22 protein-coding genes are annotated in these 25,907 nt (G+C 56.9%); 10 read left to right on the top strand and 12 right to left on the bottom strand.

Annotation, left to right across the window (positions count from 1 at the left end):
* Nucleotides 1–15: 15 nt before the first annotated feature.
* Nucleotides 16–1,191 (top strand): MFS transporter, encoded by a 1,176-nt coding sequence (locus ACR0BU_RS07250; RefSeq protein WP_480735712.1) that lies wholly within the window; start codon nucleotides 16–18, stop codon nucleotides 1,189–1,191.
* Here the strand turns inward: ACR0BU_RS07250 and ACR0BU_RS07245 are convergent.
* Entirely contained in the window at nucleotides 1,188–1,667 is a 480-nt protein-coding gene (locus ACR0BU_RS07245; RefSeq protein ID WP_300066456.1) for a hypothetical protein, read from the bottom strand. The genes ACR0BU_RS07250 and ACR0BU_RS07245 overlap by 4 nt on opposite strands.
* A gap of 96 nt (nucleotides 1,668–1,763) precedes the next feature.
* On the opposite strand from ACR0BU_RS07245, the gene trkA reads away from it, so the two are divergent.
* The 4 genes from trkA (at nucleotide 1,764) to hflX (ending at nucleotide 6,321) form a co-directional block, all read left to right on the top strand.
* Complete coding sequence (gene trkA, locus ACR0BU_RS07240; RefSeq protein ID WP_299075689.1) at nucleotides 1,764–3,140, top strand: Trk system potassium transporter TrkA; 1,377 nt, start codon at nucleotides 1,764–1,766, stop codon at nucleotides 3,138–3,140.
* A complete protein-coding gene (locus tag ACR0BU_RS07235) occupies nucleotides 3,140–4,678 on the top strand; it encodes a TrkH family potassium uptake protein (RefSeq protein WP_480735711.1) in 1,539 nt (512 codons plus the stop codon). Before trkA ends, ACR0BU_RS07235 begins: the two co-directional genes overlap by 1 nt.
* A 132-nt stretch (nucleotides 4,679–4,810) precedes the next feature.
* Nucleotides 4,811–5,050 carry an RNA chaperone Hfq gene (gene hfq, locus ACR0BU_RS07230; protein ID WP_005982826.1) on the top strand — a complete coding sequence of 80 codons (240 nt, stop codon included), beginning with the start codon at nucleotides 4,811–4,813 and terminating at the stop codon, nucleotides 5,048–5,050.
* Complete coding sequence (hflX, locus tag ACR0BU_RS07225) at nucleotides 5,050–6,321, top strand: GTPase HflX (RefSeq protein WP_480735709.1); 1,272 nt, start codon at nucleotides 5,050–5,052, stop codon at nucleotides 6,319–6,321. Before hfq ends, hflX begins: the two co-directional genes overlap by 1 nt.
* Here hflX and ACR0BU_RS07220 read toward each other — a convergent pair.
* The 4 genes from ACR0BU_RS07220 to hemB form a co-directional block, all read right to left on the bottom strand.
* A complete protein-coding gene (locus ACR0BU_RS07220) occupies nucleotides 6,318–6,719 on the bottom strand; it encodes a nuclear transport factor 2 family protein (protein WP_298934871.1) in 402 nt (133 codons plus the stop codon). The two genes, hflX and ACR0BU_RS07220, sit on opposite strands and share 4 nt — an antisense overlap.
* A 105-nt stretch (nucleotides 6,720–6,824) precedes the next feature.
* Nucleotides 6,825–9,287, bottom strand: coding sequence for a penicillin acylase family protein (locus tag ACR0BU_RS07215; protein WP_480735708.1), 2,463 nt, complete (start codon nucleotides 9,285–9,287; stop codon nucleotides 6,825–6,827).
* Nucleotides 9,288–9,456: 169 nt separating this feature from the next.
* On the bottom strand, nucleotides 9,457–10,029 hold the full coding sequence (locus tag ACR0BU_RS07210) for a lipid-binding SYLF domain-containing protein (protein WP_298934872.1): 573 nt from the start codon (nucleotides 10,027–10,029) through the stop codon (nucleotides 9,457–9,459).
* A 145-nt stretch (nucleotides 10,030–10,174) separates the two neighbouring features.
* Nucleotides 10,175–11,173 (bottom strand): porphobilinogen synthase, encoded by a 999-nt coding sequence (hemB, locus tag ACR0BU_RS07205; protein WP_480735706.1) that lies wholly within the window; start codon nucleotides 11,171–11,173, stop codon nucleotides 10,175–10,177.
* Between the two features lie 119 nt (nucleotides 11,174–11,292).
* On the opposite strand from hemB, the gene ACR0BU_RS07200 reads away from it, so the two are divergent.
* Together ACR0BU_RS07200 and mfd are read left to right on the top strand one after the other, a co-directional pair.
* Complete coding sequence (locus ACR0BU_RS07200) at nucleotides 11,293–11,817, top strand: component of SufBCD complex (RefSeq protein WP_298934989.1); 525 nt, start codon at nucleotides 11,293–11,295, stop codon at nucleotides 11,815–11,817.
* A gap of 22 nt (nucleotides 11,818–11,839) precedes the next feature.
* Entirely contained in the window at nucleotides 11,840–15,295 is a 3,456-nt protein-coding gene (mfd, locus tag ACR0BU_RS07195; protein WP_480735704.1) for a transcription-repair coupling factor, read from the top strand.
* Here the strand turns inward: mfd and ACR0BU_RS07190 are convergent.
* The 5 genes from ACR0BU_RS07190 to ACR0BU_RS07170 all read right to left on the bottom strand — a co-directional run bounded on the left by ACR0BU_RS07190 (nucleotide 15,292) and on the right by ACR0BU_RS07170 (nucleotide 21,147).
* Nucleotides 15,292–15,969: an SH3 domain-containing protein gene (locus ACR0BU_RS07190; protein ID WP_480735702.1), complete on the bottom strand. Its 678-nt coding sequence runs from the start codon at nucleotides 15,967–15,969 to the stop codon at nucleotides 15,292–15,294. The genes mfd and ACR0BU_RS07190 overlap by 4 nt on opposite strands.
* Nucleotides 15,966–17,630 carry a tetratricopeptide repeat protein gene (locus tag ACR0BU_RS07185; protein ID WP_480735701.1) on the bottom strand — a complete coding sequence of 555 codons (1,665 nt, stop codon included), beginning with the start codon at nucleotides 17,628–17,630 and terminating at the stop codon, nucleotides 15,966–15,968. The genes ACR0BU_RS07190 and ACR0BU_RS07185 overlap by 4 nt, the downstream gene beginning before the upstream one ends.
* 58 nt (nucleotides 17,631–17,688) lie before the next feature.
* Complete coding sequence (locus tag ACR0BU_RS07180) at nucleotides 17,689–18,897, bottom strand: multidrug effflux MFS transporter (RefSeq protein WP_480735700.1); 1,209 nt, start codon at nucleotides 18,895–18,897, stop codon at nucleotides 17,689–17,691.
* Between the two features lie 76 nt (nucleotides 18,898–18,973).
* Nucleotides 18,974–19,633, bottom strand: coding sequence for a DsbA family oxidoreductase (locus ACR0BU_RS07175; protein ID WP_480735698.1), 660 nt, complete (start codon nucleotides 19,631–19,633; stop codon nucleotides 18,974–18,976).
* A complete protein-coding gene (locus ACR0BU_RS07170; protein WP_299892658.1) occupies nucleotides 19,630–21,147 on the bottom strand; it encodes a class I adenylate-forming enzyme family protein in 1,518 nt (505 codons plus the stop codon). Before ACR0BU_RS07170 ends, ACR0BU_RS07175 begins: the two co-directional genes overlap by 4 nt.
* Nucleotides 21,148–21,212: 65 nt before the next feature.
* On the opposite strand from ACR0BU_RS07170, the gene ACR0BU_RS07165 reads away from it, so the two are divergent.
* A complete protein-coding gene (locus ACR0BU_RS07165) occupies nucleotides 21,213–21,836 on the top strand; it encodes a helix-turn-helix domain-containing protein (RefSeq protein WP_298934880.1) in 624 nt (207 codons plus the stop codon).
* Here ACR0BU_RS07165 and ACR0BU_RS07160 read toward each other — a convergent pair.
* Both ACR0BU_RS07160 and ACR0BU_RS07155 read right to left on the bottom strand, forming a co-directional pair.
* Entirely contained in the window at nucleotides 21,833–22,066 is a 234-nt protein-coding gene (locus tag ACR0BU_RS07160) for a hypothetical protein (protein ID WP_298934882.1), read from the bottom strand. The genes ACR0BU_RS07165 and ACR0BU_RS07160 overlap by 4 nt on opposite strands.
* Nucleotides 22,067–22,651: 585 nt before the next feature.
* A complete protein-coding gene (locus ACR0BU_RS07155; RefSeq protein WP_480735695.1) occupies nucleotides 22,652–24,466 on the bottom strand; it encodes an extracellular solute-binding protein in 1,815 nt (604 codons plus the stop codon).
* Nucleotides 24,467–24,764: 298 nt separating this feature from the next.
* Between ACR0BU_RS07155 and ACR0BU_RS07150 the strand changes: the two genes are divergently transcribed.
* A complete protein-coding gene (locus ACR0BU_RS07150) occupies nucleotides 24,765–25,538 on the top strand; it encodes a 3-hydroxybutyrate dehydrogenase (RefSeq protein WP_299075660.1) in 774 nt (257 codons plus the stop codon).
* Between the two features lie 45 nt (nucleotides 25,539–25,583).
* Nucleotides 25,584–25,895, top strand: a complete 312-nt coding sequence (locus ACR0BU_RS07145; RefSeq protein WP_299075657.1) for a hypothetical protein — start codon at nucleotides 25,584–25,586, stop codon at nucleotides 25,893–25,895.
* Nucleotides 25,896–25,907 lie beyond the last annotated feature (12 nt).

Below are 25,907 nucleotides of genomic sequence, written 5' to 3'. Positions count from 1 at the left end.
TAGTAGAACCGTGACATGACGGATTCTTTTCGCGTTTTCTTTCAAGTTGTACTGTTATGGCTCGCGGGGCTCGGCGCCGCTACCCAATTTGCCAAGATCGCGGTGCCGTTTGCCGAGATATCACAGCTTTATCCTGCACACTCGGATACGATTGGATGGCTGTTGTCGATCGTTAGCTTGATCGGGGTCATTCTGGGCGCTTTTTCAGGGGCGATTGCCGGTCGGATCGGTCCATCCACCTTGTTGATATTGGGCCTTCTTTTGGGCGGGGCCATGTCGCTGTTTCAAGCAACCGGGCTTGGCTTTTATGTCATGCTGTTAACGCGTGTGGTCGAAGGATTGTCGCATCTCGCAATTGTTGTTGCGGCGCCGACCTTGATTGCACAGATCACGCATGGCCGGGCACGCAATGCGGCCATGGTTTTGTGGAGCACGTTTTTCGGGGTCGCATTTGCACTGAACGCTTGGGCCGGCCTGCCGATGGTCGCCCGTTTTGGGCTGACGGGTTACTTTTTGATCCATGGATTGCTGATGCTGTTAATAGCGGGGATCATCTACGCCTGCCGCATTCGCGTCGATTTGGAGCAGTCAGGAAGCGTAGGATTTGGGATCTCGGAATGGGTCAACGCGCATGTGAAAGCCTACCGCTCGCCATTCATTTCCGCTCCGGCAATCGGCTGGTTTTTCTATACTCTGACCTTTGTGTCCCTGCTGGCCATTTTACCGGGGCGCCTGCCAGAGCATCTAAGTGCGACGATCGCCGGGCTCATGCCCCTGGCAGGTATCGTCTTATCGTGGTTGGCGGTCCCGTTACTACTGAGTGTCATGTCATGTGTCGCGGTGGTTAGTCTGGGTTTTGCATTGGGAATCGCCATACTTTGCGCCGCTTTTATGGGGCTGCCACTGGCTGCGGTATGTGTGGCGCTGTTTGCAGTACTGGGATTGGTTCAGGGCGGAAGTTTTGCCGCCGTGCCAGAGTTGAATGAAACGCCAGAGGCGCAGGCGCTGAGCTATGGGGCCATGGCGCAGATGGGCAATGCGGGAAATCTACTAGGGACGCCTATTCTGTTGGCTGTTTTATGGCGTGGCGGCGATGCCGGGGTGCTTGCAGCAGTGATTGGTATCTATGCAGCGGCAATCACCGCGCATCTGTGGTTAGCCCGTCGACGTCAGGCCCGTCTGCAATCCTAACCAGCCTGACCGGGGGTTATGATTTGAAACGAACCGTCGTCGAATTTCACAAAACAGGAAGCCGTACCAAGTGGCGGTAGCGTTGTTGTCCGAACTGCCGGGACGCTGGATTTTACGTTCTGTTTGCAGGGCGGCAGGCTGACGGGGCGATAGCCTTTTGCAGCCATGCACTGCGCTTCGACGGTGCTGCGCAGGCCCTGGTTCACATCCACGGTATAGATCTGCCCCGGCTGCCACCAACCGCCTGAGCGATAACAGCGGCCATTGCTGTCGCAATGCGTTCGCCCCGGCCAATAGGTCGGTGGGCTTTGCCGCACCTGATTGGCAACCGGCGCATCCTTAAGGGCGTCGACCTGACATTGGGTGGTTTCCCGTTGCATCTTCGAGACGCTTTCGCCTTCGCGATAGTACAAAGAAAGCGGGCCACATGCGGACAGCACCATCAAGGGTACGAGTAGGCGAAGCAGTGTTTTCATATGCTTACCTTGCCTCAGTCACGCTGGTATGACAATTCAATTGACCGCTTTGGGGGCATCTGTCATTCAAAGATTTCAGGCAGAAGGGCCAAATACATGAAGGTCATTATATGCGGTGCGGGTCAGGTTGGCTGGCAGATTGCACGGCACCTTTCGGGCGAACTGAATGACGTCACTGTGGTGGACAACAATCCCGATCTGGTGCGCCGTGCCACTGAAACGCTGGATGTTCAGGGGATTGCAGGGTTCGCCAGTTATCCCGACGTGCTTGAACGGGCAGGGGCCCGTGACGCCGACATGATCATCGCTGCGACCCATTCGGACGAGGTGAACATGGTCACCTGTCAGATGGCCCATTCCGTCTTTGCAATCCAACGAAAGATCGCGCGGTTGCGGTCGAAATCCTATCTCGAAGCGATCCATTCCGATCTTTACCGTCGGGACCATCTGCCGATCGACGTGGTGATCAGCCCGGAACGTGAGGTTGCTGCTGCTGCGATGCGCCGATTGTCGGCACCGGCGGCTTTCGACACCGAGCTTTTCATGGAAGGTAAGGCGCAGCTACTTGGTATTCGAGTTGATGAAGACTGCCCAATCGTCAACACGCCGTTGCGCCAACTGACCGATCTGTTCTCGACACTCAGTTCAATCGTGGTTGGGGTTCGACGGGACGGAACACTGTTTGCGCCTGAATCCGAAGATCAGCTTTTTGTTGGTGACGAGTGCTATGTCTTTACCAACGTCAAAGATGTCGACCGCACAATGGAGGTTTTTGGTAAGTCCCAAAAAAAGCAAGACCGTGTGGTGATTGTCGGTGGTGGCAATGTTGGGCTCGAAGTCGCTAAAACACTGGAAGAACGCGAAAGCCGCGTGCGAGCAAAGATTGTTGAACGTGATCGCCATTGTGCGGAAGTGGCTGCCGAGGCGCTGGAACGGACGATTGTTCTTAATGGTGACGGTTTGGATGCCGGATTGCTGAGTGAGGCTGGGATCGACCGAGCAGACGCCATGTTGGCCGTTACCGATGATGATCGGACAAACTTGTTAGCGGCAGTGCGCGCCAAGGCCGAAGGTTGTGCGTTGGCGATTGCCCTGATCAATGATCCCAGTATGCTGGCCCTGATGGGGCCGCTTGGAATTGATGCCTACATCAATCCACGCGCCACCACTGTCAGCTCGATCTTGCGCCATATCCGCCATGGGCGGGTCAGACAGGTCTATTCCATTGGCGATGCCGAGGCCGAAGTGATCGAAGCCGAAGTCTTGTCAACGTCGCCCATGGCGGGGCAAAAGCTGCGGGATATTGATTTCCCCGAAGGTGTATTGGTCGGAGCTGTGCGCAAAGGCGAAGACGTTCTACGACCGACGGGCAGCCTCCGGATCGATGAAAAAGATGTGGTCGCAATCTTTGCAATGGCCAAGGACGTGCCCGAGGTTGAGCGGCTGATGCAGGTCTCGATCGATTTCTTCTGATGGCGCGCGCTCGAACACAAAAAGTCGGGCTTTTACGGCGATTACCCCTGTTTCTGCTGATCTGGGGTTGCGTTGCCCTCGCGATGTGGATCCCCGCGATCTATGCGCTGGCGCTGGATGATCATGATACGTCCAGATCCTTTTTCTATTCGGGGATTCTAGGTCTGTTTCTGGTGGCCACGATTGCTCTGGCCTCGTCAAATCGAATCCCTAGAAGGGGAACCTTGGGTCAGTTGGCGGTCCTTTTGGCGTGCTTCACGGTGCTGCCGGTGTTTCTGGCGATTCCGTTTCATGATGCACTTGGCAATACGACTTTTCTGAATGCGTATTTCGACATGGTCAGCGCATTGACCACGACAGGGGCAGATCTGTTTCCAAATCCCGATCGTCTGACGGCACCCCTGCATCTTTGGCGCGCACAGGTCGGCTGGATGGGCGGGCTGTTGATGTGGATTTCTGCGGCGGCGATTCTGGCGCCCTTGTCGCTGGGTGGGTTCGAGGTCACCGCCCGGGGGCAGCCCGGGCGTCCGGTATCAGGTGTTGCACAAAGCGAAAAGGTAGACCCCCGCGGGCGCCTTATCCGTGTAACGCGTACGCTGACTCCGGTTTACATCGGGCTGACAGCGGTGATCTGGGTTCTTCTGTTGATTGCCGGTGAAAACGGACTGACGGCGGTGTGTCATGCCATGTCGATCATGGCAACATCCGGGATTTCTCCTGTGGGCGGGCTTGAAGGGGCGCAGGCCGGTGTCACTGGTGAGGCGATCCTGTTTTTGTTCATGTTCTTTGCCTTGTCGCGTCTGACGTTTTCCACAGACACGGCGACAACAGGTTACTCTCGCCTGGACAAGGACCCCGAATTTCGCATTGGCCTTATGGTCGTTTTGGCCGTCGCCACCTTGCTGTTTCTCCGCGTGTTGGCTGGGGTAAGCGAAATCGGCGTTCAGATCGATCCGCTCCAGGCGCTGCAGGTGCTGTGGGGGATGATGTTCACGGTCATGGCCTTTCTGACCACAACCGGGTTCGAAAGTGCCAACTGGGATGATGCGCAGCAATTATCGGGGCTCGGCACTCCGGGCCTGATCCTGATGGGGCTGGCGCTGATTGGTGGCGGCGTCGCAACGACAGCCGGCGGTGTCAAATTGCTGCGTGTGTTCGCTTTGTATCTCAATGGCGCGCGCGAGATTGATCGGCTGATCTACCCGTCTTCGATCAGCGGTGCCGGTGGCGGCAACCGGCGCATTCAAAGTGGTGGTGCCTTTATCGCCTGGATCTTCCTGATGCTCTTGGCGCTGACCCTGGCAGTGTTCAATCTGCTGCTGGCCGCAATGGGATCCAGTTTTGAGCAAGCGATGGTTCTGAGCGTCGCCGCGCTGAGCACAACCGGGCCGCTGATCGAGTTGGCCACCGATGTTCCGATCCGGCTGATTGACCTGCCCGGAAGTGCCAAAATAACCTTATGCGCGGCCATGGTCATCGGTCGTCTTGAGACGCTTGCAATTGTTGCTTTGATCACACCATCGCTTTGGCGAGACTAAGCCAACGCCTGCGTCTGGTCTTTACTGCCTTATTTTTCATCTGGAATATCTCTGCGCGGCACTCCATACTCACGCAGAGGGAGCGCGTTGGTCCGCAGCGCGTAGCAAGAACAACGGCGAGTTTATAAAAATATGGCTTCGGACAGACAGAATCTTCAGGATGCCTTCCTGAACAATGTACGAAAAGCAAAGGTCCCGGTCACGATTTTCCTGATCAATGGCGTCAAATTGCAGGGTGTGATCACCTGGTTCGATAATTTTTGCGTATTGTTGCGCCGCGACGGACAGTCGCAGTTGGTATACAAACACGCGATTTCGACCATCATGCCATCACAACCTATTAACCTGTACGAGGGCGAAGACGCCTCTTGATGGAACATGACAGGACGCGCACCCGGGCTTGGGTGCTGCATCCCGAAATCAAATCAGATGAACAGCGCCGTGTCCCTGAACCGGCGCTGGCCGAAGCAGTTTCACTGGCCGTGGCTTTACCCGATCTGGACGTGATCGGATCCGAGATTGTGCGCCTGCCACGCGCTCAGCCGGGGTTGTTGTTCGGCAGCGGCAAGATCGAAGAACTGGGCGAAAGGTTTCATGACGCCGAGGTCGAGCTGGTCCTTATCGACGGCCCTGTAACGCCGGTTCAGCAGCGCAATCTTGAAAAGGCATGGAGTGTTAAAATCCTCGACCGGACCGGTCTGATCCTCGAGATTTTCTCGGATCGTGCCCGAACCCGCGAAGGTGTGTTGCAGGTCGAGATGGCGGCCCTTAGCTATCAGCGTACACGTCTTGTCCGCGCCTGGACCCACCTTGAGCGGCAGCGGGGCGGATTGGGATTCGTCGGCGGACCCGGCGAAACGCAGATCGAGGCTGACCGCCGTGCTATTGATGATCAACTGGTGCGACTACGGCGTCAGTTGGAGAAAGTCATCAAGACCCGCACGCTGCATCGTGCGGCACGCGCCAAAGTGCCTTATCCGATTGTGGCGCTTGTCGGCTATACCAACGCGGGTAAATCGACGCTGTTCAATCGCCTGACCGGCGCCGAGGTCATGGCCAAGGACATGCTGTTTGCCACGCTGGATCCAACAATGCGGCGTGTGGAATTGCCGGACGGCCCCGAGATTATTCTGTCGGACACGGTTGGGTTCATCTCGAACCTGCCGACCGAGTTGGTGGCGGCGTTTCGTGCCACGCTGGAAGAGGTTCTGGGCGCTGATCTGATCGTACATGTCCGGGATATCAGTCATGATGAAACCGAAGCTCAGGCGGCAGACGTCGAGACGATCCTGACATCGCTGGGGGTTGATGAAGACCGTCCGCGCCTGGAAGTCTGGAACAAGATCGACTTGCTGAATGCAGATGAGCGCGAAGCGGCGTTGGCCCGGGCAGATCGGGAGGCCGAGATATTTGCCATTTCGGCCATATCGGGTGAGGGGATCACTGCGTTATTGGCCGAGGTTGCAGAAAAACTGCAAGGCACCCGGCGCGAGGAAACTCTGACGCTAAGCTTTGCAGAAGGTGACAAGCGTGCCTGGTTGTACCGACATGACGTAGTACGTTCTGAAGAACAGACAGAAGACGGCTTTCAAATCGCAGTTTTGTGGACCGATAAACAGGCATCACAATTTGCTGCGATCTAGGCCTTTTTACCATTGATCTGAGACTGGTAGTCTTCTTCATCAAACCAGCCCAACGAAGACTGAACCTTATGGTCTGGCGTCAGTTCCCATTCCTCCCAGCCGCGGGCGATGACATGGTTACCGGTTTCGGAATGATGGCCTTCGAGGGTCCAGACAAAAATGGCATGAGATCCCGCCCACCGCAGCATGTCGCACCGGACTTCTAAATCGGGAAATTCGCTGTAAAAGCCGCGCGCCATCTCGGCGATTGCGGCGTGGCCTTGGATAGGCTCGCCTCGGTTAATCGCAATCTGTCCGTCGTGTGCATAAAAGCTGGCCACGGCATCGGCGTCGCCCGAACTCCAGGCGATTGCGTAATCACGTGCGAGATTGTTCAGAATGTCGCGAATACTGGCCATGATTGTCCCCTGGTCGCCGTTTGTCGGCCAGTGGATAGTAGGCGGCGCGGCTGTCGGCGTCCACGACACGAAAAAAAAGGGGCGAGGACTTGCCGAACGGATGGCTTATTGCGGGATCAGGTTTGTGACGCCAACAGCTGCGGCCCGCGCCAAATCCATATCCAGTGACATCGGGATGTACTCACCACGCCGCCACAGCTGTGCCTGATCGTCATAATAGCGAGACAGAAAATGACCTGACTGCCCGGTTGCAGTGATAAAAACCGAGCTGTCAGGGTCGGCAAAATCATAAACACCACGATATCCCGCACCGTGCACGTTCTGGAACGGATCCGGGCCCTCGCCGGATGTGCGACCGCGTAGCAGGGTGTTGTCGCCGCCGCTTGTAGACTGGCGAATGTTCACGAAATATCGCAGAACGGGGACCTCACCTAGAACAGGGTGATCGTGAGTGGCTTGATGCGCATCGCCCCAACGCAGCGATTCCAACGCGCTGCCATACCGCTCGGATATCCAGATCAACGCATCGTCCAGCGCCAGACGCGCCATTTCTGTGCAGGTTTCTTTGGGCGCGCTTTGGCGGACGTCGCACCAGACCCCAGCACCGTCAATGTCGCGGTAGACCCGTTCGATAAATAAGGGCTCAACATGTTTGAATTCACCGGCCAGAGGGCCAAGCTCGTCCGAGATCAGGCGGGCCTGAAGCGCCCGCAACCATGCGGCATAGATCAGAGGTTCTGGAAGATGTTCGTTCATCTCACCATTCCAGTCGGCCAAAAGCGTCAGGGCAATCTGGCGCTGTCGTTCTGGCGTGCCTTCGGGGGCGGACGCCCCTGTAAACCATAGATCAGCCCCGATCAGCGGCAGCAATGAACGGGCGGTGAAACTGACCGTGTCCAATTGCGCTTCGATAAAGCTGTCGCGGGTGTGAACCTCGCGGGACATCATCAAACGTTCCCATCGGTTGACGCGTTGCGTATCGCCCCACTCAAAAGACACGTGATTTGGAAACGGGCGATCAATGATCTTGTTGTTGGTATTGCCCAAAACACCACCTGCAGGGGCAACGAATTCGGGGTTTTTTGCATAGGGCAGGCGCCCTTGCCAACGGTTGGCTTCGATCCAGCCCGGTGTCGGGATGCGCCCTTGGCTTTGATTGCGCAGATGGCGCCCCGGCATTGCTCCGATCAGTTTCATTCCAATCGTGTCCGTATCGACTAACGACAGGTTCTGCGACGGGGCGATAAACTGTTCGGCTACTTCGATGGCCTGGTCCACATTGTCCGCATTCATCAACGCCATTGAGGCGGTCATTGATGTGTCCTGAGGGCTGAGCGCGGTCCACGATAAAGACGCAACATGCCCCGGAGGCGTGATCGTTTCCAGATCGTAGTGACTGCCCGGCAGGACCGGGCCGTTATCAGTCCAGCGCAATGTCAGCGTTATAGGGGCTTCGCCCTGGATTTCGATGATCGAGGGGCGTTTGCGAAACTCTTTGTAGCCCTCAGGTGTCAGGTATTCTTCTGGGTTGTTCGGGTTCAGTTGCTCGATATGCACGTCCTGATCGTCCAGATAGGACGAGGTTAGCCCCCATCCAAGCCGGTCGCTGCGACCGCTCATGACGGCTGGTATGCCGGGGATTGTTGCACCGATGACGCCGCCTTTGGCCAGCCCCAGATGTGCCAGATACCAGACACCCGGAGCTGTGAACCCCAGATGGGGATCATTGGCCAGGAGGGTGCCACCACTGGCGGACCGGGACGGAGCAGCGGTCCATGCGTTGGATGCCCCGGCCAACCCACGTTTGGGGAAGGGCGACAGCGGCGTGTTGGGCATGTCGGTTCCGCGTGCATAACGTGGCAGGGTTGGAAACAATGATGCATATTCTGGCAATGCGGCTATTCCGGGTCCGGGGACGTCGGGCAGGATATCGGCCAGCCGTTCAGGGTTGTTCAGCATCAGCGAGGTACGGGCCCGCAGCACCTCATCCTGCAAATGCCCGGACAGCTGCAGCCCCATCAGCTTGATCACCGCAATACTGTCGCCGGGTTGCCAAGGGGATACGGGTGTGTTGAACAGAAACATCTCGGGCGCGCCGCGGCCCAACGCTTCTTCGTTGATCTCGGTCAGGCGGGCGTTGACGCCCGCCGCATAAGACCGCAGTGCAGCTTTGGTGTAGTCGTCCTGAACCTCGACCGAGCGATGCGCCAGACCATACAGATCCAACCGGCGCAGCAGTTTATCGATATGAACGGTGCGTGGTCCAAACACTTCGGACAACCGGCCCTGCGCCGTGCGGCGCATCACTGTCATTTGCCAAAGGCGATCCTGTGCATGGGCATACCCTAGTCCGAAAAAGACATCCGGGTCGGTTTCAGCCAGAATATGAGGCACATTGGCCGTATCGCGCACGATCTCGACCGGAGCGGTCAGCCCGCGAACTTCTAGGGTTTGGTCGTATTCAGGCAGGGACTGACTGGCCAGAAAATAGACAAGGCCCACACCGGCGAGGATCAGCAGGACCAGGCCCGAGGCAATGCGCACCAGCCAGCGAAAAACAAGACCCATCAATGCCCCACATTCTTCTTCATAATTCGATGTCGCAAAGACTAGTGGATGGCGGCTGTGACCGAAAGAGGAACGGCGCAAGAACGTGTCAAAGACAGGGCAAAATGAAAACCCCGTCGCAGTGACAAACACGGCAACGGGGCGGGAAAAGTGGTAGGTATCGCCCGAGTTACGGAATGATGCGCGTGTATTTGGTGCCTTCTACGGTTGCGCCGAATTTGAGACCGGCCTGCCCAAAGATGGCCGCCAGGACCGGGGTCCGCAACGTCGTCGTATCCGTTGACAGGGTTTCGCCTGTCGCATCGACAACATAGCCGATGTCGGCACCCGCGGTCCAACCGCTGGCGCGCCGGAAATCGTTTAATGCATCCTGCGTCATGAAGAACAGCACATGGGTGTATTGTTGTGCGCCGATCTGCAAACCAGCGCTGCCGGAAACTGCGGAATAGTAATCGACGGTTGCGCCTTGAATGCGCAACGCACCGCGCCCGTAAGCGCCGCCAAAGATAAAGCCGGCTTCGGTGATCAACGGCATGACCAGCATGCCAGTGGCCTTTTGCGAAATCTCGACCGTATTGGGGTAGCGCGTGTACATTTCGTTTAGCGTCGCATCGACGCGGGCGTCGATCGTTGTGGCATTGGATGAACCGACCCCGTTGCCGCAAGCGGCAGTAAAGGTCAGACCGGTCATGCCAAGGGCAAAACCACGACGCGTCAGTCGGGGGGAGTTGGAACTGCTCATGATTGTTATATCTCTGTAGAAGTGCCTGAAATGTCGGGTGAACCCGATCTTGGCCGTTAGACTACGCGGATTGTTACGCTATGTCACGGGAAAAGCTGGCGTAGCAGCCTCGCACACCAGCGGAAAACCGCAATGGGTCGGCGGTTTAGTCTTGTAAATACCTTGCGACCTGTGGGGCGAAATAGGTCAGGATGCCATCGCATCCGGCACGCTTGAAGGCCATCAGGCTTTCCAGCATTGCCTTCTCACCGTCTATCCAACCGTTCTGCGCAGCCGCCTGAATCATCGCGTATTCTCCGGACACCTGATAGGCGTAGGTCGGTGCCCCAAACGTGTTTTTTACGCGGCGGCAGATATCCAGATAGGGCATGCCCGGTTTGATCATCACCATATCGGCGCCTTCAGTCAGGTCACGCTCGATCAGGCGCATGGCCTCGTCAGAATTGGCCGGGTCCATCTGATACGTCTTTTTGTCACCGGTCAGTGCGCCTGATGCGCCAACTGCATCGCGGAACGGCCCGTAAAAGGCGCTGGCGTATTTCGCGGCGTAGCTGAGGATCATCACGTTGTGATGGCCAGCACTTTCCAGCGCGCGGCGCATTTCCCCGATACGGCCGTCCATCATGTCCGAAGGGCCGATAATATCGGCCCCGGCCTCGGCCTGGGCCAATGTCATTTTCACCAACGCTTCGACGGTCTGATCATTTACGATCTCACCCTCGACGACATAGCCGTCATGACCGTTGATATTATAGGGATCCAGCGCCACATCGGTCATGACCGCGATGTCAGGCGCGGCCGTCTTGATCGCCCGGATCGCCCGGTTGGACAGGTTGTCTGGGTTCCAGGCCTCGGCGCAGTCTTCGGTTTTGAGAGACGCATCCGTATAAGGAAAGATGCAGATTGCGGGTATGCCAAGCGCTTGTGCCTCAACAGCCGCTTTGGCGATCAGGTCGACGGAACGGCGCATGACACCGGGCATCGAGGACACGGGTTCTTCCACGCCTTCCCCATCCCTGACAAAGACCGGCCAGATCAAGTCATCGCAGGTCAAAGTGTTTTCCCGAACCAACCCCCGAACAGCCGCAGATTGACGCGCACGCCGGAACCGGGTCAGGGGAAAAGGGGCAATGGTCGGTTTCATGACTCGTTCTCCTTGAACAATGCCGCATTGGGTGGCATGAATTCGCGACGGTCTCAAGGGTACCAATGGACGCGCTGGTGCGATAGAACCCCCTGAGGATTTTGAATAAAGGGCTGGGTTTGGACTGGTACACTTCGATCTTCGAACTCATCGACATGCGCAGCTTTTCAAATCTGTGGTTTTGGATCGTCTTGGCGGTGGTTTGGTCGTCAACCAGCCATTGGGTGATGGGCGTCCCTTATGATCTTGTGATCCGCGCCCGTCGCGTCGGTGGTCAGGCCGAAGCCGATCTGCTCGACATCGTGCGGATCCAAACCAATCGGATGCTTAACATCGTTGATATGTCCGGAACGCTGCTTTTGGCCATCGTGTGCTTTGTGTCCACGGGGCTTGGTACTTTAGGCTTTTTTTACGGAGTCGAGTTTGCGCAGGCAGTTTTCCTGCTGGCGTTTCCAATGACATTCGTGACGCTTGTGAACATTTCTCACGCCCGGCGGTTACGCCAAGAGGAGCTGACGCTTGAACGGGTTGCAAAAACCCTGTCTCGCTGTCGGCTGTATACCCAGATCATCGGTATGATCTCGGTGCTGGTCACTGCGCTTTGGGGCATGTATCAGAACATTTCGATCGGCGTTCTGGGATAGCAAAAATCTGAAAGGCAAGGCGATGAAGGCTCCGAACCACGTTACAGTCGGCGGCGCCCCTGAAGGGTTTGACGCACAGCTTGTGCTGAACGAAATTGCGCGGTCGGACGCGCCGGTTTGCCACGTGGCCCGCGATGACAAGCGGATGGAGGCAATGCGGGCGGCGTTGTCTTTCTTTGCCCCGGATATGCCGGTCTTCGTGTTTCCTGGTTGGGATTGTCTTCCCTATGATCGTGTCTCACCCAATCCAGATATCTCGGCTGCACGGGTGGCGACTTTGGCCGCGCTGGTGCATCAAATGCCGCAGAAGTTCATTTTGCTGACGACGCTGAACGCGGCGACGCAAAAGGTTCCGGCGCGCGATGTTCTGCGTGAAGCGGCATTCACCGCCCGCGTCAATCATCGCATCAATGAAGGCGCTTTACGAAATTTCCTTGTTCGCATGGGGTTTACCCAAAGCCCAACGGTGATGGAGCCGGGCGACTATGCAATCCGGGGCGGTATCATCGATATCTTCCCTCCGGGTGAATCGGGACCGGTTCGCCTCGATCTGTTCGGAGATGTTCTGGACGGCGCTCGCCGGTTCGATCCCGTCTCTCAGCGCACGACTGAGAAATTGGATGTGGTCGAGCTGGCACCGGTATCCGAGGTTATTCTGGATGAGGCAGCGATTACTCGGTTCCGCCAGAACTACCGGATCGAATTCGGTGCCGCAGGGACGGATGATCCGCTGTACGAAGCGGTCAGTGCCGGGCGCAAGCATCAGGGGATGGAGCATTGGCTGCCTTTCTTCCACGAACAGCTTGAGACTTTGTTCGACTATCTACCGGACGCGACGATTTCCGTCGATGATCAGGTGACGCCAGCGCGGTTGGCGCGGTGGGATAGCATCGAAGACCAATACGAGACGCGAAAACATGCGCTGGAGAATCGCTCGCGCATGGACACGGTCTATAAACCAACACCGCCCGGCCTATTGTATCTGGATGACGCGGCCTGGGATAAGGCGGTGGGCGGCAGGCGGGTTATGCAGTTCAGCCCGTTGCCGCAGGCTAGTGGGCCGGGTGTGATCGATGCAGGCGGGCGGATCGGACGAAACTTTGCCCCAGAACGCCAACAGGAGAGCATAAGCCTGTTCGGTGCATTGGCGGACCACATCACGAGCAAGTTGGGCAAGGGGCCGGTGCTGATCGCATCCTATTCGGAAGGGGCGCGGGAACGGCTGACGGGTTTGATTGAAGATGAAGGGCTGGCAGAGGCGGTTCCCGTCGCTGACGGCACCCGAATTGGCAAGCGCGGTCTGCATCTGGCCGTCTGGGCGCTGGAACATGGGTTCGAAACCCCGGATCTGACAGTGATCGCAGAACAGGATGTGCTGGGTGATCGGTTGATCCGCCAACCCAAGAAACGCCGCAAGGCCGAGAATTTCCTGACCGAAACTCAGTCCCTCAGCCCTGGTGATTTGGTTGTACACGTGGATCACGGCATTGGGCGTTACATGGGTATGGAAGTGGTCACCGCCGCAGGCGCTGCCCACGAATGCCTGCTGCTGGAATATGCTGAAAAATCAAAGCTTTATCTTCCGGTCGAAAACATTGAACTGCTGTCAAAATACGGCCACGAAGAGGGTCTGTTAGACCGGCTTGGCGGCGGTGCATGGCAGGCCAAGAAGGCCAAGCTGAAAGAGCGTATCCGCGAGATGGCGGACAAGCTGATCCGCATCGCTGCCGAACGCGCCCTGCGCAAGGCTCCGGTGATGGACCCACCGCCACACGCGTGGGAAGAGTTCAGCGCCCGGTTCCCCTATCAAGAAACCGACGACCAATTGCGTGCCATCGCCGAGGTGATGGAGGATATGCATTCGGGCGCACCTATGGATCGCCTGATCTGTGGCGACGTTGGGTTCGGCAAGACCGAGGTCGCCATGCGGGCGGCCTTTGTGGCCGCGATGTCTGGTGTTCAGGTGGCGGTCATTGCGCCTACGACTCTGTTGGCGCGGCAACATGCGGCCAGTTTTCGGGAACGTTTCCGGGGCTTCCCAATGGAGGTCCGGCAACTGTCCCGTTTTGTGTCGGCAAAAGATGCGCAACAGACCCGGGACGGGATGGCGCGGGGTACGGTCGATATCGTGATTGGTACTCACGCACTGCTGGCGAAGGGAATACGGTTCAACAATCTGGGCCTTCTGATCATTGATGAAGAACAGCATTTCGGTGTGGCTCATAAGGAACGGCTCAAGCAATTGCGGTCGGATGTCCACGTGCTGACCCTGACGGCAACGCCGATCCCGCGGACGTTGCAACTGTCCCTGACCGGTGTACGCGATTTGTCGATCATCGGCACGCCGCCCATCGACCGGCTAGCGATCCGAACCTATGTCAGTGAGTTCGATACGGTGACGATACGCGAGGCGCTGCTGCGGGAACACTATCGCGGCGGGCAGAGCTTCTACGTTGTCCCACGCATCTCGGACCTGCCCGAGATCGAGGAATTCCTGAAAGAACAACTGCCCGAGCTGACGTATATGGTCGTCCATGGGCAGATGGCCGCGGGTGAGCTCGATGATCGGATGAACGCCTTTTACGATGGGAAATACGATGTCCTGCTGGCCACAACGATTGTGGAAAGCGGCTTGGATATTCCCACTGCCAATACGATGGTCGTGCACCGCGCCGATATGTTTGGCTTGGCGCAACTTTATCAGATCAGGGGTCGCGTTGGGCGGTCCAAGACCCGCGCTTACGCTTATCTGACCACAAAGCCGCGCAAGAAGCTGACCGATACGGCCGAAAAACGTCTGCGCGTTTTGGGTTCGCTGGACACGTTGGGGGCAGGGTTCACGCTGGCTTCGCAGGATCTGGATATTCGTGGTGCCGGAAACTTGTTGGGTGAAGAACAGTCCGGTCAGATGCGTGATGTGGGATACGAGCTGTATCAATCGATGCTGGAAGAGGCGATTGCCAAGATCAAGGCGGGTGAGATGGAGGGTCTCAGCGAGGCCGACGATCAGTGGGCACCGCAGATCAATCTGGGTGTGCCGGTTCTGATCCCCGAAGACTATGTGCCCGATCTAGACGTGCGGCTAGGGCTGTATCGTCGCCTGTCATCGCTGTCCACCAAGGTCGAGTTGGAAGGTTTTGCTGCCGAACTGATTGACCGTTTTGGCAGTCTGCCGAAAGAGGTGAATACGCTGATGCTGGTGGTGCGGATCAAGGCGATGTGCAAGCGGGCGGGCATTGCCAAGTTGGACGGTGGGCCGAAGGGGGCCACGATCCAGTTTCACAATGATAAATTCGCCTCACCTCAGGGGTTGGTGGAATTCATTCAGGCCCAGCGCGGCCTCGCCAAGGTCAAGGATAACAAGATCGTCGTGCGTCGGGATTGGAAAAAGGACAGCGACAAGATCAAAGGTGCGTTTGCCATCGCGCGGGATCTGGCAGAAAAAGTGGTGGCCCAGAAGAAAAAGGCCAAAGCCTAGTCGCCCGAGACAAACGTGCACAATTGCCAGTTGCCGTCATTGGATTTGACCAGCGCGGCACGGTGGCCGACCATGGACCACAAAAAGTCACTGTGCATATGACCAAAGGTGCCATCCGTCAGGCGCACTGATTGGTATTCAGCCCCATCCTGATAGTCCGGGACAAAAACAACTTCATGGCTGATCAGCCCGAGTATAGCCCCGCCACGCGACGGTTCCCCGCGCAAGGTGACCTTCTCGCCGGTGATGAAATAGGCGGTGAACGGGTCAAGGGATGCGGGCAGACTGATCTGCCATTGATGCGGCATCCAGAATTCACCTTGATCGTCGAAGTAACCGGGTTGCGACAGCGTATCCTGCAATGCGACCCAGTAGCTTTCACGCATCTCATCGGCCTGATCGCGAAGCTCTTCAGAAAGCTTTTCGGGATCTACCGTCAGGTTTTCGCGGAGTTCTTCGGGGCCACCGTCGCCGCCATGGCTGAGATAGATATCAGGGCAGGCGCTGGCCACGACAGCCTCGGTATCGCGCGCGGTGATCTTGGCCAGAAGGTCGTCGCGAAAGGCAACAAGTGCGGGGTCACGACCGGCCTGATCAACGGGTGGAAAAGACTGACGATCAGCTAAAGCCGGACCGCAGACCAAAGCGGCCAGTAGGACAGACAGGTACTTCATTCGGCAGCCTTCATTGCGGCTTGCGCACAGAAACAGGAAGCGCCAACAGCTCGGTCAGCGCGTGCCAGCGCAAGGTCCAAGCGCTGTTTAATCTGTTTTATTTCAATGCCCTCACCGCGTGCCTTCAGGCAATCATGTAAACCTTTCAGGCTCCAGACATTGTCAGGATGTATAGACGCACGGCTAAGGGTTCCGCCCAGTCCCAGATCCTCGCGATAAACGGCCTCGGCCTCGGCTACATGACCTTGTTCGAACAACAGCGCCCCAAGCGCGTGACGCGTTGGTTGCATCCAGCCCCAGGGCTCGTCGTATGGCAAGGTGTCGTCCAGCTCGACCGAGCGGCGCAGATGGGTGTAGGCTGCATCATAGTTCCGTTTGCGATATTCGATCTCGCCCCGCAGCATTTCGCGCGCGATTTCAAGCAGATCAATGACGCGGTTATTGTGCAGCAGGCGTGAGTCAGGCACCCTCGACATGGCCGCCAGAAACTCTTGCTCCTCCGCTTCCGCCTGCGCCACCTGATCCGTGGCGGCAAAGGCAATGGCGCGTGCGTAGTGGATTGTCGCAGTCAGGGTGCAATACAATTCGGGGTCCGATGGCAACTCCAACGCCTTAGCCTCATCCCAGCGGCCAAAGCGGATCAGGATATGCGGACCCATGGACATGTAGCTTTCGAAAAAATCCGCCATCGGTGGGCTTTCGATGCGCAGCATGTCCTCGGGGGTGGTGTTCCAAAGGCCCTGATTGGCCCGCAAGGCCGGTTCCATCTGGCCAAGAAACAGCGCACCGTAGATGGTGAAATGGTAATCATGCTGGCGATAGCCAGTGTAGATGTTGAACGCGCCTTCGCGTTCGTAATACTTCAGATCGGCTTCGGTCGCCTTTTCATTCCAATGCACAACGTTGTGGTAATGCCCACACAGCACATCGATATGAGTGGGCATGTGAACCAGATGCCCTGCGTCGGGCACCATTGTCCGCAGCACATCCCCGGCCTTGAGCGCCTTTTCCGGAGTTGGCGACATCTCCATCAAGTGAACATAAAGGTGCAGCAGCCCGGGATGTGACATGGCGGCCGGATCATTGGTCATGGCCCACTCAAGCGTCTCTTGCGCCTCGAGCGTGGCGGCGCCTTTAGCGGGTTGACCGCTTTTCAGGTCCCACATCTGCCAGGGGGTGAGGTTCAGCAACGCTTCGACAAAAACAGTGCGCAAGTCCAGCTGATCAGGATGCGCGGCGAATGTCGCACGCATGCTATCCGCGAAATCGTGATCCCATTTGTGCATATCCGGGGTTGGTTCACGCTGAGGGTATCGGGCGGGTAGGGCGCGGATCAGGGCTTGTTCTACATCGGTGCACCCCTCCATATGCGCCAGTGCCTTTTGGGCAGCGTCATAGGCCAACGCCAATGCCTTTTGTTTCCCACGGTCATCCTGCAGATCCCAGGGCAGGTTATAATTCGGACCTGCCGCATAGGCGACGCCCCAATGGGCCATGGCACATTCCGGGTCAAATTCTGCTGCGCGCTTAAAGCAGACTACGGCTTCTTCATGGTTATAGCCGTATGTCCAGTTCAGCCCTCGGTCGAACCAGATCTGTGCTTCGGGCGACGTGGTTGTGACAGGACAGGAATAGGTGCCCAGATCGTAATACTCGCTCATTGAATGACCCCCCTCGGCTTGGAGATGAGAGTAGCGCGATTCAGTCGCGCAGCACAATTCAGGCAGGCAACCTGTCTTCAATCCGTCCCATATGGACCATTAGCCCAAAAGCTATGATGCACATAGTCAGGATGCCCATCGTCAGTGGTGTCAAAGACCCGTCGAACAACAAGCCGATAGGGGCTGCGATGGCAGCGGCCAAAACAGTTGAAATCGATCCGATGACCGAAGCGGCCATGCCTGCGATATGGCCCATCGGCTCCATCGCGATGGCATTTAGATTGCCCAGTGTTACGCCGGCCATAAAAAATACCATGGTCTGCCAGAAGACAAACAGCGCAAATGAGGCGTCAGGCGAAAGCTGCGTAGCGCTCAGGGCCGTAACTGAGGCGGTAATCAGGATTTGTCCCCCCAGCGCCCATGTCACCATCCGGCGCATGCCAACGCGCACAACAAGGGCTGCGTTGAGCAAGCTGGCTGACCCAGACATCAGCGCCACGAAACCAAACCAGAACGGAAAGCTATCGGCGCGGTCATGGATTACGTCATAAACCGGCTGAACCATCGTCAGCATGGTGAACAACACCCCCATACATAGGGTCTGAACCATAATCGAAAGGCGGACGGTCGGATGAGAAAACATCTCTTTCGTGGCAGAGATCATCAGCGGCAGCCGGATCGGACGACGGTTCTCGCGAGCCAACGACTCCGGCAGGCGAACACCCATCCAAGAGATGATGACCAGTGCAAACAGAATGAACGATACAAAAATCCCCCGCCAACCGAACAAAGCGATCACACCTGCGCCCAGCATCGGAGCGGCTGCAGGCACCAACGTGAAGATCATCATCGCAATCGAAATGATCCGCGCCATTTCCCGGCCCGAATACAAGTCTCGAATGATCGCCATCGCCACCACGCGCGGACCGGCGGCGCCCAGCCCCTGAACCACGCGTGCGATCAATACCAATTCCAACGATGAACTCGCCCAGGCAACGGCAGAAGCCGCGACATAAAGCGCCGCGCCGCCGTATATAACCGGCTTACGCCCGATTGCATCGGACAAAGGGCCAGTAAAGAACGTACCAATCCCCATGCCCAACACAAATGAGGTTAGGATCAGTTGCGCCCGGTTGATGTCATCCGGGCTTAGCTGCGCGCCGATTTCGGGCAGGGCGGGCAGCATTGAATCAATCGAAAATGCAATGGTGGCGAACATCATTGCGATCAATGCAATGAACTCCGCCTTGGACATGCGGTTGGCCATGAAGGTCTCCTAACCCGTTCGCGCTATCACGGCGGATCGGGTTGCGCCAGACCGGAAATTTGCACAGACCTATGTGCTATTCTGCAGGGGGAGCCTCAAGTTGAGACATGATCTCCTCGATCACTTTCGCCCACATTTCAGGCGGTTGGGCGCCCGGTACGGCGTGCTGATTGGCCACGATGAACGTCGGGACCGAGCTGACGCCCATTTCCCGTGAATGGGTATCGCGCTGGCTCATGTCTTGGCGGTCGGCGTCTGATTTAAGCAGTTTCATGACCACGGCTGCATCCATTCCGGCACCGTCAGCGACATCTGCCAGCACCTCGGGGTCGCCAATGTCGCGGGCCTGAACGAAATAGGCATCGAACAACCCATCAACGACGTCGTTTTGCTTGCCTTCAATACCAGCCCAATGGATCAGTCGGTGCGCGTCCAGCGTATTGGGCGTGCGTTTCATACCTTCAAAATCGATCTTCAAACCGGCGTTTTCGGCGTGTTCAACCACGGGCGCATAGGCGCGTACCGCACCTTCCTTGCCGCCGAACTTGCGTTCCAGATATTCACGGCGATCCATGCCCGCATCCGGCATGTCCGGGTTCAGCTGAAATGGGTGCCATTCGATAACAAAGGGATGATCCGGAACGGCGGCTAGCGCTTTGTCCAGATGGGTTTTGCCGATATAGCACCATGGGCAGATCGGATCGGATAGGATGTCGAGCTTGACGGTCTGGGTCATTCGGTAGACGCCTTGAAATAGGCCGGCAGGGCGCGGCGCAGGAGCTTGCCGTTGCCACCACTGGGCAATTCGGTCAGATGAACAAAGGCGCGCGGCTGTTTGTACCGGGCCAGATTGGCCTCCACATAGGTGCGTAACGCGTCTTCGTCCAGCTTTTTGGGCCCGGTGTAGAAGGCGGCTATCACAAATGTGTTCTCTTTGACCTCAACCGCTGCCGCGCCAACCTGCGTGATACCGGGAAAGCGGGACAAGACGGATTCAACCTCAACCGGTGAGACGCGGTAGCCACCCGCATTCATCATGTCGTCATCGCGACCCAGATAGGTGATCTGCCCGTCGACGGCCATTGCACCCTGATCGCCGGTCAGGAACCAGTCGCCCAGCATCCGGGCCTGCGCCTCGTCAGGGGCGTTGAGATAGGTCAACATCAGCCCCGGATCGGACCTATGGATGGCGATTGTTCCTTCCTGACCTTGTGGCATGGGCCCGTCCGGCCCAAGAATGGCGATGCGGCGTCCCGGTTGCGGTTGCCCCAGCGCCTCACCGCGGGCCGGATGTGCTGGACTGGACGAGATGAAGGTCGAACACTCGGACATGCCATAGGCTTCGTAAAGCTCGGTTCCTGTGGCCTGTTGCCAGTGTTCGTGCAAATGACGAGACAGTTTTTCACCCGCGCAGAGGCCGTGGCGCAGGTCTGGTAGATCAATCTCCTCTGAGTGTGAGAGCAACTTGCGATAGACGCCGGGCGCTGCGGCAAAAATTGTAGCGCGGTGCTGGCGCAGCAAGGCGGGCAGTGCAAAGATGTCGGTGCCTGGTTCAGGGATCAGAGCCGTTGCACCGATGGTCCACGGATCCATTAAACCGGTGCCCAGCGTATAGGTCCAATTGAACGCACCCGCGTGGCACAGCCGGTCGTCTTCCCGCAGGCTGTACCAACCGTCCACCATCATCTGTCGCCCCCAGATGGCACGGTGCGCATGGGCCACGGCGCGCGGCTTTCCAGAAGTTCCAGAGGTGTAGACCACGTAGGCCAACCGCTCAGGATCACCCATGGCATAGTCAGCAGGAGGCAGACCTCGCATGGCGGTCAGCTCGGTCAGGTCGATTTGCCAGGGGTGCGACGCGCAGGCGACTGTAGGGTCTCGCAGAACAGCCGCAGGTGACAGATCTTCGATCATGTGCGCGGTCTCGGGTTCCGTCAGTTGCGATGAAGTTGGCACGGGCACAATGCCAACGGCGATAGCGCCCAGATAGGCGATTGGAAAGTCTACCGTATTCCCTAAGCGCATCAGAACGATGTCTCCGGGTTTCAGTCCGGTCCGCAGCAAGCCTGTTCCGGTTCCCAGAATGGCTGTTTGTAGTTCGCGATACGTCCAGTCGATGGCGCCGTCCGTACCAAGTACCGACAACGCGGTCTTGGCTGCGCTCCGGTCTGCCCGTCGCAAGACATGTGCGGCCAGATTAAAGGGCGAAGGGCAGGGCGGCGGCGGTCCTTGATCGAAGATCGACAACATGACGACTGGCTATCGCGGTGCATGGCGCGTTGCAAGCACGGTTGGCTGGCCCTATAGAAAGGCATATGAGTACCCAAGATCCCAAATCCCTTATCCGTATTGCCCGTGACGCAGGCGATCATTCGGAACTCGAACCGCTGGACCTTGGCGCAAGAGTGCGAGAGCTGCGCAAAGCGCGGAAATGGACGTTGGAACAGGCGGCCAGTCAAGCAGGGCTTGCGCGGTCAACGCTCAGCAAGATCGAGAATGGGCAAATGTCGCCTACTTATGATGCGCTCAAAAAGCTGGCGATCGGGCTCGAGATTTCGGTGCCGCAGCTTTTCACGCCGCCTCAGCGGGATCAGGTGATCGGGCGTATGGCCGTTACCCGAATGGGCGAAGGCGCTGCCCATGCCACTGCGACATACGAGCATGAATTGCTGGCTGAAACTCTGACAAAAAAGCAGATGCTGCCATATCGGGCCCGAGTTCGTTCACGATCAATGGACGAATTCGAAGGCTGGGTACGCCATGACGGCGAAGAGTTCATGTATGTGTTGACCGGCGTTGTTCGCCTGTACACAGAATTCTATGAACCGGTAGAAATGCGCCGCGGGGACAGTGCCTACTACGATGGCAGTATGGGGCATAACGTGATTTCGGTCAGCGATGAGGATGCGACCATCCTTTGGGTGACATCACTGTCCTAAGATGCGTGCACCAGAAGTTCCCGGTTCAGGCGTTCAGTAAACAGAAAATCCTCGACCTCTTCGTGGGCCTCGTTGACCGTCAGATGGTGGCGTTCGGCAAGATAGGCTTCGAACCGTTTACGATCCTTGCAAACACGCATCATGTCCTGGTCGCGCAGGTTCGGAAAACGGCGTTTCGCGCGCTCATAGGTCGCGCCCCAGTCTTTTGTGATATCTGTCCAGTTCAGCATCGCGAGCTTTCAGTTGTTCGGGTTCAGAACTGCTCTCCCCGACTACAGGGTACGAACGGGTTTACGTCACGTGAGACATGACAAAATGTCGCAGGGCACGAGAGGTTCATGTTTGGAACCTTCGAACTGCGGCGCGTCGCGTTTAGGACGAGTGAACTTTATGTCCGACGGGTGATCGCTAGATTTATTCTGTTCCGGACGGCTTGGATGGATCAGGCTTATGTGTCAGAAACATATAGATATTTAGACCGTGATTGAAGCCATGTTCTTCGCGCGCTGCAATAGCTTGAAGCGCTTTGCATTGCGCATGTGTGTGTTTCTTTCCAACACACTAGATGCAGTCTCGATAGCTTTATGCAGTGGTCTCGTGAGGTGCTTTTCCACATCTCGTGTCGTCGAATGATGTGCCAGATTTTGCCGAAAAATAACCGATGGCAACTCGGTTGACTGATCAAAAGCCTATTAACGACAAAACTGCCCGGTTTTCATCCTCGAGTTCAATGAATCGGCACATTACCTTGCGAGCGTCACCCGAGTTCGTAAGCCTTGCTTAAACAATCTGGTTGGGGGCCGGGGGTGGCCGCACTACTCCTCGTACCACCACACTTCGGGCATGTATTGCGGTCCGTCGCCGTATATCGGCAGCGTGTCCGGGAATTTCAAAGTGCTGACATGGGCGATGCGCCCGATATCAAAGCTCCAGATTGGGATCACGTAGCGGCCCGCTGTCAGAACGCGGTCCAACGCCCGTGTGGCGGCCACGAAGTCCTCTCGTGACTCCGAGGCGAGCATGGCATCAATCATTCCGTCCACGGCCGGTGATGCGACGCCCATCAGGTTGCGTGTTCCTGGGGCGTCCGCATTCTCGCTACCCCAATACAGGCGCTGCTCGTTTCCTGGTGACAGGGACATTGCGCGTCGGAATGGCGTGATATCAAAGTCCAGCTCGGCGGTGCGGCCGGTGTATTGCGCGTTGTCGACCTGTTCCGTCAGAACCTGAATGCCCAAGCGTTCAAGTGCGCGGGCATAGATTTCGACCGCAGTCGCCATATCGGTGTCGCCTTGTTGCAGCAACACTGTCATCTTGAATGCTTCACCGTTCTGGTTGCGTAGAACACCGTCCTGTATGGTCCAACCAGCCTCGGCCAACAGCTTTGTGGCTTTGCGTATATTGGTCCGGTTTCGCGCCGATCCGTCCCCCGTAGGTGGGCCGTAGCCTTCCAACGTGCCTGGCAGCAGATCATCCGCGAAAGGCTGCAACAATTCTTCGACCCTGCCGGTTGCGGGACCGGGTTGCATGGCCAAGTCCGAGCCGGAAAAGTAAGATGTGATGCGCGGCTGCGCGCTGCCGGTAATCGTGTCGTTGATGAACTCAAAATTGAAGGCCAGAGTCAGGGCTTCGCGCACACGCCAGTCATCAAACGGTGCTTCGCGGGTGTTCATGACAAACCCGGTCATACCCGATGGTTTGCCATGGGGAATTTCCGTCTTGATCACATCCCCGCGTTGAATGGCCGGAAATCCGTATTGGTTGTCCCATTTATCTGCGTTGAATTCGCGTACTGCGGACAGTTCACCGGCTTTGAACGCTTCGAACAGAACGGTTGCGTCGCCATAGAATTCGATCCGCATTTCATCCAGATTCATGGTGCCGCGCCGGAATGGAATATCGGCCCCCCAATAGTCGGGGTTCCTGCGTAGGTTCACATAGCGACCGGCCTCGTAGCCATCGACAACATAGGGGCCGCTGCCGACCGGCACGTCTTGCAACTGACCGTCAGCGAAGTCTTTTCCGTCCCATTGCGCCTTTTGCAGTATTGGGCGCAGACCTGCGATCAGCGCAAGTTCCCGATCAGGTTCGTTGAACGTGATACGAACCGAATGCGGGCCGGTTTGTTCGATGCTGTCGATCTTGCCCCACAACCCGCGATATCGCAGGTGACCTTCGGTGCCCAAGGTTTCATAAGACCAGATGACATCGTCGACCGTGACTGGGCTGCCGTCGGAGAACCGGGCCTCTTCCCGGAGGGTGAATTCAACCCAGGATCGGTCTGGCGCCGTCTCAACTGATTCGGCTAACAGACCGTAAAGAGTGAAAGGTTCGTCCCAGGATCGGCCCATCAGGCTTTCATGGGTCCAAAATCGCAATTGCCACGGCGAGGTGCCTTTTTGCAAAAACGGGTTCAAACTGTTAAAGCCGCCGGTGTTTCCGAAAACTACCTTTCCACCTTTGGGCGCATCTGGATTCGCGTAAGGCAGGGACACAAAATCCGGTGGTAGGGCCGGGTCACCATACATAGCTATGCCATGAGACGAATCTGCAAGGGCGAAAGACGACGCGAAAATGCAGGCGATTCCCGCTGCGACGGGGCGAAGAGGGCGTAGAAAATCCGGGCTCATTTTGGAAACAATCCTGCTCTGGCCTTATTTTGTTGGGATTAACCGTACCGATGATTTTTCTTATTATCAAACTTTTAGCTTGGACGAAGGCGCAGAATTGCTTATAAAGGTCGCACTGCTCGATAGGTTTCTTGCCTGTATGAAACCTGCCTCAATAACTTAACGCCCGCTTCGTGCGGGCGTTTTTTTTGGCGCTAAGGATTTTGCAGTCGCGGCGTTGATCCCGGATGTTTCCCCGTTTTCTTTGCAGGTGCAGCATGGCATTGTGCGCATAGTCAAATGCTGTGGGAGAACGCTCATGACCCTGTCGGGCAAAACTGCAATCGTGACCGGATCGAATTCGGGGATCGGGCTTGGCGTCGCGCGCGAACTGGCCAAGGCCGGGGCGGATGTTGTCCTGAACTCGTTCACGGATCGCGATGAAGACCATGCGCTGGCCGCCGAGATCGCGGCGGAAACCAGCACCAATACGCGTTACATCAAAGCCGACATGTCCAAGGGCGACGAATGCCGGGCCCTGATTGAGACGGCCGGAGCTTGCGATATTCTGGTGAACAATGCGGGTATTCAGCATGTCTCGCCGATTGATCAGTTCCCGGTCGACAAATGGGACGCGATTATTGCGATCAACATGAGTTCGACCTTTCACACGACTGCTGCTGCATTGCCGATGATGCGCAGCGCAGGTTGGGGCCGGATTGTGAATATTGCCTCGGCGCACGGGCTGACAGCGTCCCCGTTTAAGTCAGCTTATGTGGCGGCCAAACACGGGGTGGTCGGGATGACCAAATCCGTGGCGCTGGAAACCGCTCGGGAACCGATCACATGCAACGCAATCTGCCCCGGCTATGTTCTGACGCCTTTGGTCGAGGCCCAGATTCCGGACACGATGAAAGAATACGACATGAGCCGCGAAGACGTGATCAAGAACGTCATGCTCGAGCGTCAGCCTTCAAAAGAGTTTGCGACCGTTGAGCAACTCGGTGGGACAGCCATTTTCCTGTGCTCAGATGCGGCGGCGCAGATCACGGGTACTACCATTTCTGTGGATGGTGGCTGGACGGCGCTTTAGGGTTTGTTTGGGCGTTGGGGTTTTCATGAAAGGGAAAACAACTGGATGAGAAAAACTGGATTTCGCTACTTCAAGTTGGTTGATGAGAATGCAGTTACTACACCATATTTGCAGTACTTCAGGATTTCTCATGAAGGTGCGATGTTAGAAGCCATTAATCACTATCCGTCTGCCTCACCGAAGAGAAGCTCCGGCCCTGAGGTCTTAAGTGTTGGCGAGGATAATCTTATAGGATCGTTGTCGATTGATCCCGAGCCTCCAGATGAGTTCGAAGAGGAATGGGATGGTGGATACTCGATAGAGATTTCACGAGATGAGTTTGATAAAGCTCTGGAAGCTGCTCTCGGTAATGAGTGACGGAGGCCGCAA

Source organism: Ruegeria sp. CK2, from assembly GCF_056536585.1.
This window is presented reverse-complemented; position numbering and strand designations above follow the sequence as displayed.

Coding starts and splice junctions, on each gene's coding strand:
- ACR0BU_RS07250 (WP_480735712.1), top strand. CDS start 16: ATGACGGATTCTTTTCGCGTTTTCTTTCAAGTTGTACTGTTATGGCTC.
- ACR0BU_RS07245 (WP_300066456.1), bottom strand. CDS start 1,667: ATGAAAACACTGCTTCGCCTACTCGTACCCTTGATGGTGCTGTCCGCA.
- trkA (WP_299075689.1), top strand. CDS start 1,764: ATGAAGGTCATTATATGCGGTGCGGGTCAGGTTGGCTGGCAGATTGCA.
- ACR0BU_RS07235 (WP_480735711.1), top strand. CDS start 3,140: ATGGCGCGCGCTCGAACACAAAAAGTCGGGCTTTTACGGCGATTACCC.
- hfq (WP_005982826.1), top strand. CDS start 4,811: ATGGCTTCGGACAGACAGAATCTTCAGGATGCCTTCCTGAACAATGTA.
- hflX (WP_480735709.1), top strand. CDS start 5,050: ATGGAACATGACAGGACGCGCACCCGGGCTTGGGTGCTGCATCCCGAA.
- ACR0BU_RS07220 (WP_298934871.1), bottom strand. CDS start 6,719: ATGGCCAGTATTCGCGACATTCTGAACAATCTCGCACGTGATTACGCA.
- ACR0BU_RS07215 (WP_480735708.1), bottom strand. CDS start 9,287: ATGGGTCTTGTTTTTCGCTGGCTGGTGCGCATTGCCTCGGGCCTGGTC.
- ACR0BU_RS07210 (WP_298934872.1), bottom strand. CDS start 10,029: ATGAGCAGTTCCAACTCCCCCCGACTGACGCGTCGTGGTTTTGCCCTT.
- hemB (WP_480735706.1), bottom strand. CDS start 11,173: ATGAAACCGACCATTGCCCCTTTTCCCCTGACCCGGTTCCGGCGTGCG.
- mfd (WP_480735704.1), top strand. CDS start 11,840: ATGAAGGCTCCGAACCACGTTACAGTCGGCGGCGCCCCTGAAGGGTTT.
- ACR0BU_RS07190 (WP_480735702.1), bottom strand. CDS start 15,969: ATGAAGTACCTGTCTGTCCTACTGGCCGCTTTGGTCTGCGGTCCGGCT.
- ACR0BU_RS07185 (WP_480735701.1), bottom strand. CDS start 17,630: ATGAGCGAGTATTACGATCTGGGCACCTATTCCTGTCCTGTCACAACC.
- ACR0BU_RS07180 (WP_480735700.1), bottom strand. CDS start 18,897: ATGGCCAACCGCATGTCCAAGGCGGAGTTCATTGCATTGATCGCAATG.
- ACR0BU_RS07175 (WP_480735698.1), bottom strand. CDS start 19,633: ATGACCCAGACCGTCAAGCTCGACATCCTATCCGATCCGATCTGCCCA.
- ACR0BU_RS07170 (WP_299892658.1), bottom strand. CDS start 21,147: ATGTTGTCGATCTTCGATCAAGGACCGCCGCCGCCCTGCCCTTCGCCC.
- ACR0BU_RS07165 (WP_298934880.1), top strand. CDS start 21,213: ATGAGTACCCAAGATCCCAAATCCCTTATCCGTATTGCCCGTGACGCA.
- ACR0BU_RS07160 (WP_298934882.1), bottom strand. CDS start 22,066: ATGCTGAACTGGACAGATATCACAAAAGACTGGGGCGCGACCTATGAG.
- ACR0BU_RS07155 (WP_480735695.1), bottom strand. CDS start 24,466: ATGAGCCCGGATTTTCTACGCCCTCTTCGCCCCGTCGCAGCGGGAATC.
- ACR0BU_RS07150 (WP_299075660.1), top strand. CDS start 24,765: ATGACCCTGTCGGGCAAAACTGCAATCGTGACCGGATCGAATTCGGGG.
- ACR0BU_RS07145 (WP_299075657.1), top strand. CDS start 25,584: ATGAGAAAAACTGGATTTCGCTACTTCAAGTTGGTTGATGAGAATGCA.